The organism is Myxococcus sp. MH1, from assembly GCF_059738865.1.
Genome location: NZ_AP026947.1, coordinates 9,618,792 through 9,635,638 on the forward strand (window position 1 = coordinate 9,618,792; position 16,847 = coordinate 9,635,638).

Below are 16,847 nucleotides of genomic sequence, written 5' to 3' on the forward strand. Positions count from 1 at the left end.
GTGTCCGTGGAAGCGAAGCAGCCCCAGGAGCGACTGCGGTGCCTGGAGCACACCGTGCTGCGCCAGGAGAAGCTGGCCGCGCTGGGGCGACACGCGGCGGGGCTCGCGCACGAGATGAACAACCCGGCCTCCGCGGGCCGGCGCGCCACCGAGCAGCTCACCCAGGCCATGGACGCGCAGGAGGACCTGTCCGTCGCGCTCGACCAGTGGCGCCTGACGCAGGCCCAACGCCAGTTGCTGCTGCGCACCTGCCGGCAGAGCCAGGGCCGGGGCGCGACGCGCGACATGGACCCGCTCACGCGCGGAGACGCCGAGGATGCGCTGGCCACGTGGATGGACGCGAAGGGCGTGGTGAACGCGTGGGACCTGTCCCCCACGTTGCTGGACGCGGGCATCGGCGAGGCGCAACTGGAGCCGCTCACCCAGGCCCTGCCCGCCCAGTCGCTGCCGGACGCGCTCGCGTGGCTGGAGGCCCTGGTGCGCACGCGCGCGCTGCTGGCGGAGGTGCGGCAGAGCACCACGCGGCTGGCGGAGCTGGCGGGCGCGGTGAAGTCCTATACCCACGCGGGCAAGGAGCAGCCCGAGCCCGTGGACGTGCACGAGGGGCTGGAGAACACGCTGCTCCTGCTCAACTACAAGCTGAAGCACGGCGTCGAGGTGAAGCGCGAGTACGACCGGAGCCTCCCGCGCGTGCAGGCGCTGCCCGGGATGCTGAACCACGTGTGGACCAACCTGGTCGACAACGCCATCGACGCCATGGGCGGCAAGGGCCACCTCACGGTGCGCACCGCGAAGGACGAAGACTCCCTCCTCGTGGAGGTGGTGGACGATGGGCCCGGCATTCCGCCCGAGCTGCTGCCGCGCATCTGGGAGCCCTTCTTCACCACCAAGCCCATGGGCCAGGGCACCGGCCTGGGCCTGGACATCATCCGCCGCGTCATCGTGGACCGGCATCACGGCGACGTTCGCGTGGAGTCGAGGCCGGGCCGCACCGCCTTCCAGATACGCCTGCCCCTGAAGTGAGGCTCACGCGCCGCGCAGCTCCTCGGGCTCCGGACGCTGACGCGGCGAGGGCGCGCGCGGACGCGCGGGCTCGGGGATGAAGGCACCATCGAGCTCGAAGGGCAGACGGACCTGGAAGCACGTCTCGCCGGGGCGCGAGGTGACGATGACCTCGCCCTGGTGGAGCAGCGACACCACGCGGTGGGTGATGCTCAGCCCCAGGCCCGTGCCCTCGCCCACGCCCTTCGTGGTGAAGAACGGGTCGAAGATGCGCGGCAGCACCTCGGGCGGAATGCCGGGCCCGTCGTCCACCACCTCGACCACCACGTGGTCCGTGTCCCGGTGCGTGCGCAGCCGCAGCGTGCCGCCGCCGTGCTCCTTGATGGCGTCAGCCGCGTTCTCGATGAGGCTGGTCCACACCTGGTTGAGCTCCGTGCCGTACGCGGTGATGGGCGGCAGGCTCCGGTCGTACTCGCGCACCACCTGGACGCCGCGCAGCCGGTGGCCCAGCACCGCCAGCGTGCTCTCCAGTCCGTCATGGACGTCCACGCGCTGCAGCGGGGCCTCGTCCAGGTACGTGTACGCGCGGGCCGCGTTCACCAGCGAGGCGATGCGACCTCCGGCCTGCCCCACCTCGTCGAGCAGCACGGAGATGCCCCGCGTGGCGGCCACCCAGCGCAGCGTGCCCTTCAGCACCTCGCCCGACAGCGACGCCAGCTCGTGCTCCAGCTTCTCGAGCGACAGCCCCGACTCCACCAGGTCCGGCGCCATCACCCAGGCCTCCTCCACGCCGCGCGCGTCCAACCAGCGCGCGAGCGCGTCCTCCGCGTCGCCCTTGTCCAGCGGGTTGAGCGTCTCGGGTGACACCGAGCCGCGGGCCTCCAGCGCGCGCACCTGGGGCTCGGACAGCGTGCGGCAGTCCAGGGACAGGGCCAGCGAGGGCAGCTCGCGCAGACGGTCGCCCAGCGCGCGCACACCGCGCATCACGGCGGACACGGGGTTGTTCAGCTCATGCGCCAGCCCCGCCGCGAGCGTGCCCAGCGAGGCGAGCTTCTCCTGCTGGAGCGAGATGGACTGGAGCGCCTTCATGCGCTCGGCCATCTTGCTCAGGATGCGCTGATTGGCCGTGGGACAGTCCGCGAGCATCCGCCAGAAGGACGGGTGCGACAGCCGCAGGAGCCGACAGTGCGTGAGCGCGCGGCTGCTGGCGAGGAAGCACTGGCCGAGCAGCAGCGGCACCTCGCCGAAGAAGTCGCCCGCGCGGAACACGGAGATGAGCGTCTCCACGCCGCCCACGGTCTTGGTGATGCGAATCTCGCCCTCGAGGATGAGGTAGAAGGAGGCGGGCTCGCCCTCGTGGCCCAGCCACTCCTGGGGTTGGAGCTCCAGGTGGGTGGACTCGGCGCGCAGGCGCTCGGCCTCCTCCTCGTCCACTTCCGAGAAGAGGGTGCTGCTTCGCAGCTCCGCGAGGAAGCGCTCCGCCGCGTCTCCGTCCTCCGCGCTCGCCAGGGTGGGACGCGGCACCGGACCCGGGGCGTCGGGGCGTGGCGGGGGAGCGACATGCGGCTCCATGCGGAGGCTCCTTTTCGACGGGGTTCCCCCGAACAGTGCGCCCCGCCCTCCGTGCCCGCCGTCCTCCGCGCTCCGCTGTCCGCCTCCCGGAGGGGCCCTCGGGCGGCGGCTGCCTGCCCTGTCCGGATGTGGGTGGGCGATGCGCGCACCGGACGTTCGGACGATTCCGGGCCTCGGGTGCAGGTGGAGATGGACACCCTTCCGTCCACCCAGGCAGCATCCAGGCGACATGGGAAGCGAGGACATCGTCACAGCGCTGCGCCGGGTACCGCTGTTCTCCCGGCTGGGCGACGAGCAACTGCACTGGGTGGCCAGCCATGGGCGGCAGCTCCACTTCCCAGCGGGGGCCCGCGTCGCCGCGCAGGGCGACCCGGCGGACGGGCTCTCCATCATCCTCGAGGGCCGCACGGTGTGGGCCCGCCGCGTGGGCGAGCAGGACACGCCCACCGGCGCGCTGGAGGCAGGCGACATCTTCGGGGAGCTCATCCTCTTCCTGAACTCGCCCTACCCCACCACCGGGCACGCGCACACGGACGTGCGCCTGCTGAGGTTGGAGCCCGCCGCCTTCTGGGAGCTCTTGCGACTGGCGCCGTCCTTGAGCCGGGGGCTGATGGAGGTCGCGGCCCAGCGCACCCAGCCGCAGGAGGTGGTGTCCACGCAGCAGCCGCTGGCGTTGAAGCCGGGGCAGATGGTGGCGGGGCTCGCGCCGGAGCTGGGCAACCCCGCGGCGTCGGCGAACCGGAGCGCGTCGCGGCTGCGGGACACGCTGCGGCTGGTGTCCGCGCGGGCGATGGCGCTCGGGCAGCATGGGCTGTCCTCCGCGCAGCGCGGGGCGCTCTTGGCCCTGCCCCGCGAGGCCGCCGACCGCGCGCGGGCCACGCCGGCGCTGGAGCCGCTCGCGCGCACGCAGCGCGAGGAGGAGATCGGCTCGTGGCTGGAGCTTCGCGGGATGACGGACGCGTGGGACGTGGCGCCCGCGCTGGTGGCCTCCGGGCTGGATGTGGCCTGGCTGGACTCGGTGGCGCGCCGCGTGGGTGAGGCGCTGCTGCGCGACACGCTGTCCTGGTTGGTGGCCGCGGTGAGCGGTGACGTGCTGCTGGCGGAGGTGGAGCGCGGCAGCGCGCGGGTGCACGCGCTGGTGGAGGGCGTGAAGGCCTACAGCTTCATGGACCGGGCGCAACCCTCCGAGGTGGACGTCCACGAAGGCCTGGAGAACGCGCTGTCGGCGCTGCGTCACCGGCTGGAGGGAGACCACGTCCGCATCGAGCGGCAGTTCGCCTCGGACGCGCCGAAGCTCCAGGCGGAGGCCCACGCGCTCGACGAGGTGTGGACGCAGCTGGTGCTCAACGCGCTGGAGGCGCTGGGGGAGCGGGGCGGCACGCTGCGGCTGCGCACGTGGACGGAGGCGCGGGGGCTGGTGGTGGAGGTGGCGGACGACGGGCCCGGCATCCCGAAGGACTTGATGCCGCGCATCTTCGAGCCCTTCTTCAGCACGAAGCCGAACGCGGCGGGGCTGGGGTTGGACATCAGCCGGCGCATCATCGAGCGGCATGGCGGGGACGTGCGCGTGCTCTCCGCGCCGGGGCACACGCGGGTGCAGGTGCGGCTGCCGGCGTGAGGGCGGCTGTCATCCGGCGCACGCGCGGAGCATCCACCGGGTGACGGAAGCGCGCGGCGAGCGTCGAGCCGTGCACGCAGGCGGAGGCCCCAGACTGGCTCCGGGCGCGGCATGAAGGTGGAGTGTCTCCACGTCAGGGGGAGCACTCCATGTCCGGCGAAATCCAGGGCGCCTGGTTCAAGGCCATCCTCGGCTCGATGACGGCGGCGGCGTCGCGTTTTCCCACGCACCAGCGCACCATCAACGGCATGCGTGACGACACGTGGTACGCGTGGGAGGACTACGTGCACATCATGCGCGAGCTGCACAAGTCGCTGGGAGACCGGGCGGTGGAGGCCATCGCCCAGCGCTCGGGGATGCGCACGTTGCCGCTGGCGCGGGCCAGGGGCTTCGACTCGGTGGAGAAGGTGTTCGGAGACTTCGACTCGGTGCTGCGCTCGCTGGTGAAGGGGCTGCCCTCGACGGACAGCGCGCGCACGGTGGCCTTCATGCCGCTGGCGGCGGAGCTGGAGAGCGGCTCGCGGCTGCCGGCCCCGCTGCTGTTGGGGACGTTCCGGGGCTTCCTGATGGGCTTCGGGAAGATTGTCACCGAGGCGAAGACGACGCCTCGCATGGGGATGCAGCGCTACTCGCTCAAGTGGATGTGACGCGGGCGCGGGTCACCAGGCGCTCCACGCTCCTCAGGTGGGCGCGGCCGAAGAGGAGCATGGCCAGCACGGCGCCGCAGAGGGCGAGGAACATGTCCCACTGCGCATCCCAGATGTCGCCCTGGGTGCCGAGGAACGCGTCACCGCCGGCCGGGTCCAGCGCGAGCGCGGCCCACCACTCGAGCAGCTCGTAGAAGGCGCTGATGGCGAGCGCCACCGAGCCGGTGAGGAAGTTGAGCCACCCGCCCCGACGCAGCGGCGTGGAGCGCAGCAGGACCTCGCGGATGATGAACGCGGGGAAGAAGCCCTGCACGAAGTGCCCCAGCCGGTCGTAGGGATTGCGGGACAGCTCCAGCGCGTCGCGCACCCAGTTGCCCAGGGGCGTGAGCGCGTAGGTGTAGTAGCCGCCGTAGGTCAGCACGAGGATGTGCAGGAAGACGCAGACGTAGACCCAGCGCGACATCGGGAAGCGGCGGAACGTGGCGGCCAGCGCAATCATACCGGCGAGACCGGGGCCCACCTCCAGCAACCAGTTGAGCTTGCCGGCGGGGCTGAGGAAGAACGTGGCGACGAGGATGGGCGCGAGCACGGCCGCGAGCAGCAGCGGGGTGCGCGCCTCCTCACGGGACCCTCGCACGGGCGGATAGAACGGCGCGACGCTGTCGACGGCGGGAGCGTCGAGCGGGACTGCGGGCTGCATGGCGGGCCTTTGCTCGGTCATGTCCGGACTCGGGGAGGACGGGCGCCGCGCAGCATGGCACGGAGATGGAACGGGCGTCGCCGGGTCGCGCGCGAGCACGCACGCGGGTCATCTCTGGCAGGCTGCGCCGCATGACGACGCGCATCGGCATCATCGGCACCCGGTGGGGACTCATGCACGTGGGCGCGTTCCGCGCGGCGGGCGTGCAGGTGGTGGCGCTGTGCGGCCGCTCCCCGGAGTCCACGCGCGCGGTGGCCGAGCATGAGGGCATTCCCCTCGCCACCACGGACGTCCATGAGCTGTGTGCCGCCGTGGACGCTGTCGTGGTCGCGAGCCCCGATGCACAGCACGCGACGCACCTGCTCACGGCCCTCGAAGCCGGGCGCGCGGTGCTGTGCGAGAAGCCCCTCACGCGCACCGTCGAGGACGCGCGGCGCGTCGTCCTCCGCGCCCGTGCCCTGTCGAGCCCCAGCGCCGTCAACTTCCCCTATCGCATGCTGCCACCCGTACGCGCGCTGAAGTCCTGGCTCTCGGGACGCAAGGTGCAGCACCTCGTCGTCACGCTGCGCACCGGCTTCGTCCCGCGCCATGAATCCAACGTCGAGGACGCCTCGGGAGACTGGGGTGGCCTGTCCCACGTCCTCGATGCCGCGCTGTGGCTGACGGACGCGACGCCGCTGTGGGTACAGGCCACGCTCTCCGGGCGCCCCATCCACACCGCCGCGCTGCACGTCGGGCTCTCCAACGGCGCGGTCCTCGTCCTCACCCACGCCGCCTGCGCGGAGCCCGGAATCCAAGGGGGCTGGAGCCTGCTCGGCCAGGACTGGGAGGTGGGCTTCTCCGCGGGCTATGTGCCCGCGCGTGAGGGCTGGTGCATCTCCCCCATCCGAGGCTTCGAGCACGGCGGTTGGAGCGACGTCGCCCCCGGCGCCGAGCCCCACCCCGGACAGCTCGAACCCTGGGCCCAGGCCCACGTGGAGACCGCGCGCCGGTTCCTCGGCCTGCGAGGTCACGCGCCTCGCGATGGGCTCGCCACCGTGGAGGATGGAGCCCTCGTCCAGGAGGTCCTCGCGGCGGCGCTCCGCTCCGACTCCGAGGGGCGTCGAGTCCCCATGACGCACACCTCCAAGCACGGGTGACCCCCACCCTCGCGCTCGCTCCCCTGTCGGGCGCAAGCCATTGCAGGGGGCCCTCGTTTTCGTCTGGCGAGGGGGCCCACTAGAGTAGCGGGGGAATGTCGTCCCCCACCCCTGGCAGCGCCAACGCCCACCGTCCCGCCGAGCCGTGGCTCGAGGAGCTCGACATCCTCGTGCGGGCCCGCTACCCGCTGCTCTACCTGGTGTCGTGGGAGGAGCACCGCGTGGACGCCATCCTCGCGGAGCTGGCGCGCGCGCACGGCAAGGCGCTGTTCCAGTGGTCCATCACCAAGGGCCTGCGCGCCTCCGGCACCACGCGCGCCGCGCCGCTGCCCGACGACACGCGCAACCCCCTCGACGCGCTGGCCGCCATCGAGAAGCTGGGCGAGCCCGCGCTGGTGGTCCTCAAGGACTTCCATCCCTACCTGGAGGAGAAGGGCGTGGTGCGCGCCCTGCGGGAGCTGGCGCACTTCCTCAAGAGCACCTTCACCACCGTCATCCTCCTGTCGCCCACGCTGCTCATCCCCGTGGAGCTGGAGAAGGAGGTCTCCGTCATCGACGTGCCCATGCCCGGGTACAACGACTTGCTCAAGCTCCTGAGGGAAATCGTCGCGGTGGTGCGCCGCACGAACAAGGCGACCATCGAGCTGTCGCGCGAGCACGCCGACCAGCTCATCAAGGCCGCGCTCGGGCTGACGATGTCGGAGGCGGAGAACGCCTTCGCCAAGGCCATCGCCCATGACGGCAAGCTGGGCCCCGAGGACATCAAGCGCATCCAGGACGAGAAGCGCCAGGTGATTCGCAAGAGCGGGCTGCTCGAGTACTACCCGCCCGAGGAGTCCCTGGGCAACGTGGGCGGCCTGGAGTACCTCAAGGCCTGGCTGAGCCAGCGCACCGCGGCCTTCGGCGAGCGGGCCCGACAATTCGGCCTCCCCGAGCCTCGGGGGCTGCTGCTGCTCGGCGTGCAGGGCTGCGGCAAGAGCCTCACCGCGAAGGCCATCAGCGCGCACTGGAACCTGCCGCTCCTGCGCCTGGACATGGGCCGCATCTTCAGCGGGCTCATCGGCTCGTCCGAGGAGAACCTGCGCAAGGCCATCCGCGTGGCCGAGGGCGTGGCGCCGGTGGTGCTGTGGGTGGACGAAATCGAGAAGGGGCTGTCGGGCGTGGCCTCCTCGAGCACCGCGGACAGCGGCGTGTCCGCGCGCGTCTTCGGCACGCTGCTCACGTGGCTCCAGGAGAAGACGGCGCCCGTGTTCGTCGTCGCCACCGCCAACCGCATCGAGGGCCTGCCCCCGGAGGTGCTGCGCAAGGGCCGCTTCGACGAGATCTTCTTCATCGACCTGCCCGAGCAGGCCGAGCGCGAGGACATCTTCCGCATCCACCTGCGACGCCGGAAGCGCGAGCCCTCGGACTTCGACGTGGCGGAACTGGCCACGCTCACCCAGGGCTTCAGCGGCGCCGAAATCGAGCAGGTGGTGGTGGCCGGTCTGTATGAAGCCTTCGCGGAGAACTCCGAGCTGGCGCAGCAGCACCTGGTGCGCACCCTGCGGGACACCTTCCCGCTGTCGGTGACGATGCGGGACGAGATTCGCCGCCTGCGCGACTGGGCCAAGGGGCGCACGCGTCCGGCCTCGTCCTCGGGCGCGCTGGTCGAGAGGGCGCCATGAGTCCCAAGCTGTCGCGCTTCCTGCACCTGGAGAAGGACCGGAGTGAGCGCTCGAAGCGCGAGCAACCCTCCCAGTTGCAGGACGGTGGCCGCCGCTTCGAGGACATCGCCGAGCGCGGCGCGCTGCCCCAGGGCGACGTCCCCGAGGCCCACCTGGAGCGCTTCAAGGCGGAGGCCCCCGTGGTGCTGGAGCCGCGCGCCGCGAGCCTGGAAGAGGCCTGGGATTTCCCGCGCTGCGCCATCTGCGACTCCGACAACGGTCGCTTCGCGAAGCTCTGTCAGCAGTGCGGCGCGGACCTGGGGACACCGCAGCAACTGGAGCATCGGGCCAGGCTCGCGGCGGAGCGGCGAGAGGCGCGCGCCCGTGAACTGGGCGAGGAGCGACAGGGCGCGCTCGAACGGCTGGAGCAGGAGCGCCGCGCGGACTCGGAGCGCTACGCGTATCTCCTGGAGAAGCTGCGCGCCGAGGAGCAGTCCTACCGGGGCTGGCGCATCTTCGCGCGGCACTCCACCGTGGGCACGGGGCTGCTGGCGCTGCTGCCCAACACGCTCACGCGGTGCCTCACGGTGGCGGGCTGCGTCGGCGTGTGCGCGGGCCTGATGCGCTTCGGGACGGGCAACACCCGCGTGGTGGGCGCCTGGCTGCTCATCGTCTTCGTGCTGCTGTTCGTGCCCAGGTCGGCGTTGCGCCACCGCTGGCGCCTGCGCTGACCGCCGCCCTCTTCGAGCCGGAGAAGGAGCGCGCTCGCGACTGCTGCCGCCGCTGGCGCCTCCGTCGAGCCAGCGAGGCACCGCGTGCGCACGGTTCCTCGCGGTGCTCGCGCTGACCGCTCCCCCTTCGCACCGAGGAAGCGGTCGCGCTCACACGGGCACTACCCGCCGGTGGTCTCGGTCTCCGGGGTGCTCGCCCCGTTGACGGCGATGGCGCCGGCGTTGCCGCGCATGAAGGCATCCAGCTCCGCGGGAGACAGCTCGATGGGAGCCGCCGTCGGCTTCGTGTGCGCGGGGTCGCAGACGATGAAGTTGCCCTCGGGCGTCCTGCCCACCACGGCGACCAGGTGCTGGGTGGAGCCGTGCTGGCCCTTCCACGTGTCCGCCTTCTGGTGCCACTCGTCGGGCACGCCATTCCGCAGGTCCGGCGCGCCGTCATTGTCGCTGTCGACGTAGAGGTTCCCCTCGGGGCTCACCAGCGCCTCGGGCGTCCCCTCCGGGGCCGGCTTCTTCTCCACGAAGGTGCCGGAGATGACCACGGTGCTGCCGTTGTCGATGGCCGTCATGATGGCCGTCGAGTTCGCGGCCACGCTCGACGTCGTCCCACCCGCCGCGGCCACCGCGTTCTCCACGTCCTTGAAGCCGGTGAACGTGGAGTTCTCGTTGCCCGTCCCATCCAGCGAGTACGCCAGCGTGCCGTCCTCCTTCGTGTAGACGCCGTCGCTGTCCGTGTCGTCCGCCTGGTTGCCCCAGTAGCGCACCGCCTGCACGTCCGCGCCCGTGGTGCCGTTGTGCTCGATGCCTGGGATGGCCGGAATCTCCAGCCCCTCGTTGAGCAGCGCCGTCAGCGTGGAGGAAGGTCCGCAGTTGGCGTTGCTGGCGTCGCCGCCCACCTCCTTCTCGGCGGCGAACTGGTTGACGAAGACGCTCTGGTACGCGGCGGCGGCCGGCGTGGTGATGCCACCCGTGGCGGCGGGCTGCGCGGCCTCCTCCGCCGTCAGCTCCCGCGTGAACTCCGCGCTCACCCAGCCCGTCTCCCCGCCGGGCCCGCGCACGTAGATGAAGCCGTTCTTCTCCGACGACCCGCCATCCGGCGGCGTGGCCACCTCCAGCCGCGCGCCCGAGGGGAAGCTGCCCGTGGGCTTCTGGGACGTCCCCGCCTCGGGGCGGAGGTTCAGCGTGTCATCCCCCGTGGTCACCGTCCGCTTGTCCCCCGGCTGCACCTGCCCATCCCCCTGGTTCGCGGAGACCGGGGCGGCGGTGACGGGGGTGGCGGGAGGCGGGATGACGGTGGGGCTGCCGAGAATCACCGTCGGCGGCGGCAGGACGTTCAAGGCCACCGGAGCCCGGGCGGGCTTGCCCTGCTCGAACGAGGACACCGCGAAGTCCACCACCGCCTTGGCCGCCGGCTGCATCGCGGGCGGCACCGCCTGCTGGACAGTGGCGTTCGCCACGGTGCGGATGATAGGACCCAGACCCCTACGAATTGCATCAGTCATGTAATTTCCCCCTCTACTGAAAACATTCTACTCGAAATGTTTTCGCATGACCAGGGCCCGGCGTTCATCCGTCATCTGGACGCGGGCTGGTCACGTCAGGAGGGGAGGCCGAGCGCCACCAGGGCGGCGGCCACCACCTGCTTCACGGGGACCCCGGCGGCCTCGGCGACGCGGCGGCAGTCCTCGAACTCCGGATGCGCGTTGAGGACGGCGCCGTCCCGCAGGCCGCGCTTCACGCGCACGCGCCCCCACGGCGTCTGCACCTCCACCCAGTCGCGCGCCAGGGCCTGACGCTCGACGCGGTGGTAGCGCACGCCCAGGGACGTGGACTCGCGCAGGAGCAGGTCCACCGTGGTGTCTCGCAGGCCGCCCTCCACCAGCGCGCTCAAGAGGTGCCCCGGGCGGCCCTTCTTCATCACGACGGGCGCCACCCACGCATCCAGCGCGCCCACCGCGAGCAGCCGCTCCACCAGGTGCCCCAAGAGCTGCGGCGTGGCGTCGTCCAGGTTCGCCTCCACCACCCACAGGCCCTCGGTGCGCGAGTCCTCCAGCCGCCCCAGCGACGCGCGCAGCACGTTGGGCCTGTCGCGGAAGTCCTTCGTGCCCACGCCGTAGCCCACCTTCTCGACGATGAAGTCGGGCGGGTGGCCAATCTTCGCGAGCACCTTGAGCAGCGCCGCGCCGGTGGGCGTGGTCAGCTCACCCACGCCCTCGAAGCGCACGGGCACGTCGCGCAAGAGCTCCAGCGTGGCCGGCACGGGGATGGGCATCATGCCGTGCGCCACGCGGATGGAGCCGCTGCCCAGGGGGGGCGGCGCCGCGTGGACCTCCGGGTCACCCAAGAGCTCCAGCACCACCGCCGCGCCGCAGATGTCGACGATGGAGTCCACCGCGCCCACCTCGTGGAAGTGGATGTCGTCGATGGAGACGCCGTGCACCTTCGCCTCGGCCTCCCCAATCGCGCGGAACACCGCGAGCGCCCGCTCCTTCGCGCGGGGCGGCAGCGTGGACGCGGACTCGATGAGGCGGCGGATGTCCGCGTAGGCGCGGTGCGGATGGGCCTCGCGCGCGTCCAGCACCACGTCCAGGTGCGTGCCGCTGATGGCGTGGCGCACCGCGCGGCCCACCGCCAGCTTCCAGCCCGGGACGCTCAGCCCCCGCAGCGCCGCCTCAATCGCCGCGGGCTCCAATCCCAGGTCGATGCCCGCCGCCAGGAACATGTCCCCGGCGATGCCGCCCACCGGCTCCAGGTAGAGGATGCGCCGCATGCCGCTCACCGCCGCCCCTTCGTGCGCGAGACGAGCGCGGCGTAGAAGCCCCCGCCGAAGCCGTTGTCGATGTTCACCGTCGCCACGTTGGAGGCGCACGAGTTCACCATCGCCAGCAGCGCGGACACGCCCTTGAAGTTGGCGCCGTAGCCCACCGACGTGGGCACCGCGACGATGGGGATGCCGACGAGCCCGCCCAACGCGCTCGCCAGCGCGCCCTCCATGCCCGCCACCACCACCGCGGCGTGGCACTCCTGAATCTCCTCCCGGCGCCGCAAGAGCCGGTGGATGCCCGCCACGCCCACGTCGTAGACGCGGCGCACCTCCGCGCCCATGGCCTCGGCCGTCACCGCGGCCTCCTCCGCCACGGGGATGTCGCTGGTGCCCGCGGTGACGATGGCCACGCGGCCCGCGCGCACCTTGCCCTGCTTGAGATGGAAGATGCGCGCCACCGGGTGGTACAGGCCCTTGGGGAAGCGGGCCACCAGCGCCTCCGCCTTGTCCGGCTGCAGCCGCGTCACCAGCACCGTCTGCTTGCGCTCCACCAGCGCGCCGACGATGCCCAGCAGCTGCTCCACCGTCTTGGGCTCGCCCAGCACCACCTCCGGGAAGCCGAAGCGCAGGTTGCGGTGGGTGTCGAGCGTCGCGTACCCCAGCTCCGCGAAGGGGAGGTCCTTGAGCTTGCCCACGGCGTCATCCACCGAGACGCGGCCCGACTTCACGCTCCCCAGGAGCTGCTTCAGCGCCTTCTCATCCATGGCGCCCCTGTACCCCGAAACGGGCTACACGCCCAGCCGCGCCAGGAGCGCCCGGGAGCTGTCGCGCTCCAGCACCAGCAACAGCTGCCCGCTCACCGGGGGCGTGGCCGCCGCCATGAAGCGCGCCTCCAGCACCACCACGCGGCCAGGGTCGCCCTCCACCTGCCCCACCGCCGCGCCCACCAGCTCGCGAGCGCTCGCCCGCCGCAGCGTGGGCACCGACGGCATCAGCCGCCAGGACGTCAGCTTGCCGATGGCGGACAGGCACGCGCTCGCGACGATGTTCGCCGCCTCCGACACCGCGCTGTCGCGCTCGGCCTGCCCGCACTCCTGCGCGCCCAGCAGCAGCGTCTCCAGCGCCTGCGCATCCGAGGCCGGCAGGGCCAGCATCAGCACGCCCCGCAGGGCCCCGGTGATGGCGAGCCAGGCCGCCACCGCGGACGCGTCGCCGCCCAACAGCCCCGCGGCGTCCTCGGGGCCGGTGAGCACCACGCGGGGGACGGACAGGTCCACCTGACGTCCGCCCATGAGCCGGGAGAGCGCGTTGGCCGCATGGCCGCAGCCGATGTTGGCCACCTCGCGCAGGGCATCGAGCTGCGCATCGCTGGGAAGAGGCAGGCTCACGCGGACAGTAACCTCGGAACATCCAGGATGAAGACCGGACGGCCGCTGCCGAGGATGGTCACCCCGGAGAGGCCGGGCAACAGGTCCAGCGGGCGCGACAGCGGCTTGAGCACCACTTCCTCCTGGCCGAGCAGCCGGTCCACGCCCAGCGCCACCCGTCCGGAGTCCCCCTCCATCACCACGAAGGGCCGCACCCCGCGCAGGCCGGGCGCCGGCACGCCGACGAGCGAGTCCAGCGCGTGCACGGGCAACAGCGAGTTGCCGTGCGGCAGGAGCGCCGTCTCGCGGCTGCGGCTGAGCGCGTCGCTGTCCGCCTCCGTGGCGCCCACCACCTTGGCGATGGGCAGACCGAAGACCTCCTCGCCCACCTCCACGAGCAGCAGGTGCACCACCGCCACCGTCAGCGGCAGCCGCAGCGTGAAGCGCGTGCCCCGGCCCGTCTCGCTGTCGATTTCGAGCGTGCCACCCACGCTCTCCACCACGCGCTTGACGGCGTCCATGCCCACGCCTCGGCCGGAGATGTCCGTCACGTCCTTGGCCGTGGACACGCCCGGCAGGCACGACAGCATGAAGGCCTCGCGGTCCGTCATCCGCGCGGCGGCCTCCGGGGTGAGCAGCCCGCGCGCCACCGCGGCGGACTTCAGCTTCGCGGGGTTCATGCCGCGGCCGTCGTCCTCCAGCTCGATGATGACGCGGTCCCTGGCGCGCTTGACGGCCACGAGCACGCGCCCGCGCGGGCCCTTCTTCGCGGCGACGCGCTCCTCGGGCGACTCCAGGCCGTGGTCGATGCAGTTGCGCAGCAGGTGCAGCAGCGGGTCCGCCAGCTCGTCGAGGATGGCGCGGTCCAGCTCGATTTCGGCGCCGGTGATGACCAGGTCGACCTCGCGCTCCTTGCGCCGGGCGATGTCGCGCGCGGCGCGGGGGAGCCGGTCGGTGATGAGCGACAGCGGCGTCATGCGCGCCGTCATCACCTTGTCGTGCAGGTCCTTCACCAGCGTGTGCAGCCGGTAGACGCCCTCCTCCAGCGCGGGGCGCACGTTCTCCGGCAGCACCTTGCCCACCTCGCGCAGGCGCGCCGTGGCGAGCATCAGCTCACCCACGGTGTCGAGGAAGTAGTCGAGCAGCTCCGTGCGCACGCGCACCGTGCGCGACGAGGAGTCCGCGCCCACGCCGCGCCCCGCCTCCGCCGCCGACGCCGGGGCGACCACGGGGAGGGGGACCGCCACGGCGGGCTTCACCGAGACGACGTCCACCTCGGCCACGTTCTTGAGCGACTGCTGGATGCCCGCCTCGCCCACGGACGTCTCCAGCTCCAGCTGGATGTAGCCGTCCGGGATGCGACCGGCCTTGAGCTCCTCGAGCGCGGGCCGCAGGTCCACCAGCGTGCCCAGCGTGGTGAGCCGCTTGTGCACCAGGAAGGCGCGCACGCCGGGCACCTGGCACGTGGGGGAGATGCGCAGCCGCACCGCCCAGCGCTGCGTGCCGCCTTCGGGGCGCTCGCCGGGCAGCGGCGCCGTGGAGGCCGCCTTGAGCGCCGTGCCCAGGTCGTTCAACGCCACGTCACCGAGTCCGAGCGGGGCTCCCGTGGACGCGTTGCCGTGCGGAGAGGATGCGGGCGCGCCGATGCCGAGCACCTCGCGCACACCGCCGACCCCCGGGTCCAATGAGGTCAGTCGGGGGGGGACCGGCGACTGGGGACCGAGGTCCGCGCCGCTCGTGCCCGTGGGGCCGTTCGATGGGGAGGACGTGCTGGGAGCGGCACCGGACGCAGAGGCTGGACCACTGGCCGTGCCGCCCGGTGAACCGTTGCCGCCCGTCGAGCTCACGCCGCTCGTCGAGCCTGCACCGTCACTCGCGCCGCCAGACGAGCCCGCACCACCTGCCGCGCCCGTCGCGCCCCTGCTGCCCGCCCCCGGGCCGCCGGTCGTGCCCGAGCCACCCCCGCCAGCACCACCATCCGTCGAGCCCGCGCCGGAGGAACCACCACCCGTGGCACCCGAACCACCCGTCGAGCCCGCGCCAGAGGCGCCACCACCGCCTGCGCCGGAGCCACCCGTCGAGCCCGCGCCCGAACCACTCGCGCCGGAGCCACCCGTCGAGCCCGCGCCCGAACCACTCGCGCCGGAGCCACCACCCGTCGCGCCCGAGCCGCCAGTCGTGCCCGAACCACCCGTCCCGGAACCACCACCCGTCGCGCCCGAACCACTCGCGCCAGAGCCACCACCCGCCGTGCCCGTGCCGCCCCCGGAGCCGCCCGAGGAATCTCCGCCGTCGGAGCCCTCCGGCTTGAGCACGGTCACCTTCGCGACGCGCGTGGCGGTGGGGGCGTGGCCCGTCATCGTGGTGACGCGGGCGGCGAGCTGCGCCAGGAGCGGGGCGGCTTCATCCGGAGGATGTCCCTCGGCCACGGCGCGCACCTGCGCCAGCAGCGTGTCCGAGGCACTCAGCAGCAGGTCCACCAGGTCCCGGTCCAGCCGGCTGCGGTCCTGCCGCACGGCGTCCACCAGGTCCTCCACCCGGTGCGCCAGAATCGCGATGGGCTCGAAGCCCATCGACGACGCCATGCCCTTCACGGAGTGGGCGTGGCGGAACATCGAGTCCACCGCGCTCGAGGACCCCTCGCGCTCCAGCTGTACCAGGTCCCTGCCGAGCGCCTCGAGGTGCTCGGTGGCCTCCGAGATGAAGAGGCCCAGGTAACGGGACATGTCCATCGTCATGCCCGACCTCGTTCAGAAAGCGCCGAGTGACCGCCCGCGGGCGACGTCGCTCACGCCCCTCCCACTCCCAGGACCTTCTTCACCACACCCAGCACGTCCTCGGCGCGGAACGGCTTGACGATGAAGTCCGAGGCGCCCGCCTCGATGGCCTCCATCACCAGGCTCTCCTGACCGAGCGCGGAGCACATGATGACCACCGCGCTGCTGTCGTGCTTGATGATCTCCCGCGTCGCCTCGATGCCGCTCTTGAACGGCATGACGATGTCCATCGTCGTGAGGTCGGGCTTGAGCTCCTTGTACTTCTCCACGGCCTCCAGGCCATTGGCCGCTTCGCCGACGACCTCGAACCCTCCAGACGCGAAGATGTCCTTGATCATGTTGCGCATGAAGATGGCATCGTCGACGACCAGGACCCGCTTAGCCATGTGAAGAACTCCGCCTCCGAATCGCCTAGCCTAGAGGAGCGCGCACACTAGCACCCGCGCTTTCCAGGGGGCTACTCACTTGGAATGGGTGAACAAGGCAACCACCGCGGCGTCCAGTCCCTCCGGGTCCAGCACGGTCACTCCCAGCCCACCCAGCCGGGCGACGCCACGGATGGCCGGTGTCGACTTCCCCGGCGCCGTGCTCACCCGCTCGACCGCCTCGATTCCATCCACATCCGTCACCAACAGTCCCAGATCCCTCCGGCCGCGGTCCAGAAGAACCACGCGGGACGGGGGCGAGGCCCCATCCGGGAGCCCCAACAGCTGGCGCAGCTCCACCACCGTCACCACCCGGCCCCGCAGGTTCATCACCCCGGTAATCGCAGCCGGCGCGCGCGGCACCCGGGTGAAGCGCTCCGGAGGCACGACGACCTCCCGCACCGCCGACAAGGGCAGTCCGTAGCGCTCCTTCTCCACCCGGAAGATGACGTGCCGCACAGAGGT

15 protein-coding genes are annotated in these 16,847 nt (G+C 72.1%); 6 read left to right on the forward strand and 9 right to left on the reverse strand.

What is annotated here, in order from left to right:
• Entirely contained in the window at nucleotides 1-1,023 is a 1,023-nt protein-coding gene (locus tag AC6JA9_RS38005; RefSeq protein ID WP_497958607.1) for a sensor histidine kinase, read from the forward strand.
• 3 nt (nucleotides 1,024-1,026) lie between these two features.
• Here AC6JA9_RS38005 and AC6JA9_RS38010 read toward each other — a convergent pair whose 3' ends face one another.
• The gene (locus AC6JA9_RS38010) at nucleotides 1,027-2,574 is read right to left on the reverse strand and encodes an ATP-binding protein (RefSeq protein WP_473568470.1); all 1,548 of its coding nucleotides are present in this window, start codon (nucleotides 2,572-2,574) and stop codon (nucleotides 1,027-1,029) included.
• A 229-nt stretch (nucleotides 2,575-2,803) separates the two neighbouring features.
• Between AC6JA9_RS38010 and AC6JA9_RS38015 the strand changes: the two genes are divergently transcribed.
• A complete protein-coding gene (locus tag AC6JA9_RS38015; RefSeq protein WP_223750702.1) occupies nucleotides 2,804-4,192 on the forward strand; it encodes an ATP-binding protein in 1,389 nt (462 codons plus the stop codon).
• A gap of 149 nt (nucleotides 4,193-4,341) precedes the next feature.
• On the forward strand, nucleotides 4,342-4,839 hold the full coding sequence (locus tag AC6JA9_RS38020) for a hypothetical protein (protein WP_223782750.1): 498 nt from the start codon (nucleotides 4,342-4,344) through the stop codon (nucleotides 4,837-4,839).
• On the opposite strand, the gene AC6JA9_RS38025 is transcribed toward AC6JA9_RS38020, so the two are convergent.
• On the reverse strand, nucleotides 4,826-5,539 hold the full coding sequence (locus AC6JA9_RS38025; RefSeq protein ID WP_426744830.1) for a DUF2238 domain-containing protein: 714 nt from the start codon (nucleotides 5,537-5,539) through the stop codon (nucleotides 4,826-4,828). The genes AC6JA9_RS38020 and AC6JA9_RS38025 overlap by 14 nt on opposite strands.
• Nucleotides 5,540-5,670: 131 nt before the next feature.
• On the opposite strand from AC6JA9_RS38025, the gene AC6JA9_RS38030 reads away from it, so the two are divergent.
• The 3 genes from AC6JA9_RS38030 (at nucleotide 5,671) to AC6JA9_RS38040 (ending at nucleotide 9,052) form a co-directional block, all read left to right on the forward strand.
• Entirely contained in the window at nucleotides 5,671-6,678 is a 1,008-nt protein-coding gene (locus tag AC6JA9_RS38030; protein ID WP_497958608.1) for a Gfo/Idh/MocA family protein, read from the forward strand.
• Between the two features lie 95 nt (nucleotides 6,679-6,773).
• On the forward strand, nucleotides 6,774-8,342 hold the full coding sequence (locus AC6JA9_RS38035; RefSeq protein ID WP_497958609.1) for a Ycf46 family AAA ATPase: 1,569 nt from the start codon (nucleotides 6,774-6,776) through the stop codon (nucleotides 8,340-8,342).
• Complete coding sequence (locus AC6JA9_RS38040; protein WP_223750698.1) at nucleotides 8,339-9,052, forward strand: hypothetical protein; 714 nt, start codon at nucleotides 8,339-8,341, stop codon at nucleotides 9,050-9,052. The genes AC6JA9_RS38035 and AC6JA9_RS38040 overlap by 4 nt, the downstream gene beginning before the upstream one ends.
• Before the next feature lie 161 nt (nucleotides 9,053-9,213).
• Here AC6JA9_RS38040 and AC6JA9_RS38045 read toward each other — a convergent pair whose 3' ends face one another.
• The 7 genes from AC6JA9_RS38045 to AC6JA9_RS38075 all read right to left on the reverse strand — a co-directional run bounded on the left by AC6JA9_RS38045 (nucleotide 9,214) and on the right by AC6JA9_RS38075 (nucleotide 16,841).
• A complete protein-coding gene (locus AC6JA9_RS38045; RefSeq protein WP_408888975.1) occupies nucleotides 9,214-10,506 on the reverse strand; it encodes an SH3 domain-containing protein in 1,293 nt (430 codons plus the stop codon).
• A 140-nt stretch (nucleotides 10,507-10,646) separates the two neighbouring features.
• The gene (larC, locus tag AC6JA9_RS38050) at nucleotides 10,647-11,819 is read right to left on the reverse strand and encodes a nickel pincer cofactor biosynthesis protein LarC (protein WP_497958610.1); all 1,173 of its coding nucleotides are present in this window, start codon (nucleotides 11,817-11,819) and stop codon (nucleotides 10,647-10,649) included.
• Between the two features lie 5 nt (nucleotides 11,820-11,824).
• On the reverse strand, nucleotides 11,825-12,577 hold the full coding sequence (gene larB / locus AC6JA9_RS38055; RefSeq protein WP_046716500.1) for a nickel pincer cofactor biosynthesis protein LarB: 753 nt from the start codon (nucleotides 12,575-12,577) through the stop codon (nucleotides 11,825-11,827).
• A 24-nt stretch (nucleotides 12,578-12,601) separates the two neighbouring features.
• Nucleotides 12,602-13,201 (reverse strand): chemotaxis protein CheC, encoded by a 600-nt coding sequence (locus AC6JA9_RS38060; RefSeq protein ID WP_223750695.1) that lies wholly within the window; start codon nucleotides 13,199-13,201, stop codon nucleotides 12,602-12,604.
• The gene (locus AC6JA9_RS38065; protein ID WP_497958611.1) at nucleotides 13,198-15,918 is read right to left on the reverse strand and encodes a chemotaxis protein CheA; all 2,721 of its coding nucleotides are present in this window, start codon (nucleotides 15,916-15,918) and stop codon (nucleotides 13,198-13,200) included. The genes AC6JA9_RS38060 and AC6JA9_RS38065 overlap by 4 nt, the downstream gene beginning before the upstream one ends.
• Before the next feature lie 50 nt (nucleotides 15,919-15,968).
• The gene (locus AC6JA9_RS38070; RefSeq protein WP_046716503.1) at nucleotides 15,969-16,343 is read right to left on the reverse strand and encodes a response regulator; all 375 of its coding nucleotides are present in this window, start codon (nucleotides 16,341-16,343) and stop codon (nucleotides 15,969-15,971) included.
• 75 nt (nucleotides 16,344-16,418) lie between these two features.
• The gene (locus tag AC6JA9_RS38075) at nucleotides 16,419-16,841 is read right to left on the reverse strand and encodes a chemotaxis protein CheW (protein ID WP_046716504.1); all 423 of its coding nucleotides are present in this window, start codon (nucleotides 16,839-16,841) and stop codon (nucleotides 16,419-16,421) included.
• Nucleotides 16,842-16,847 lie beyond the last annotated feature (6 nt).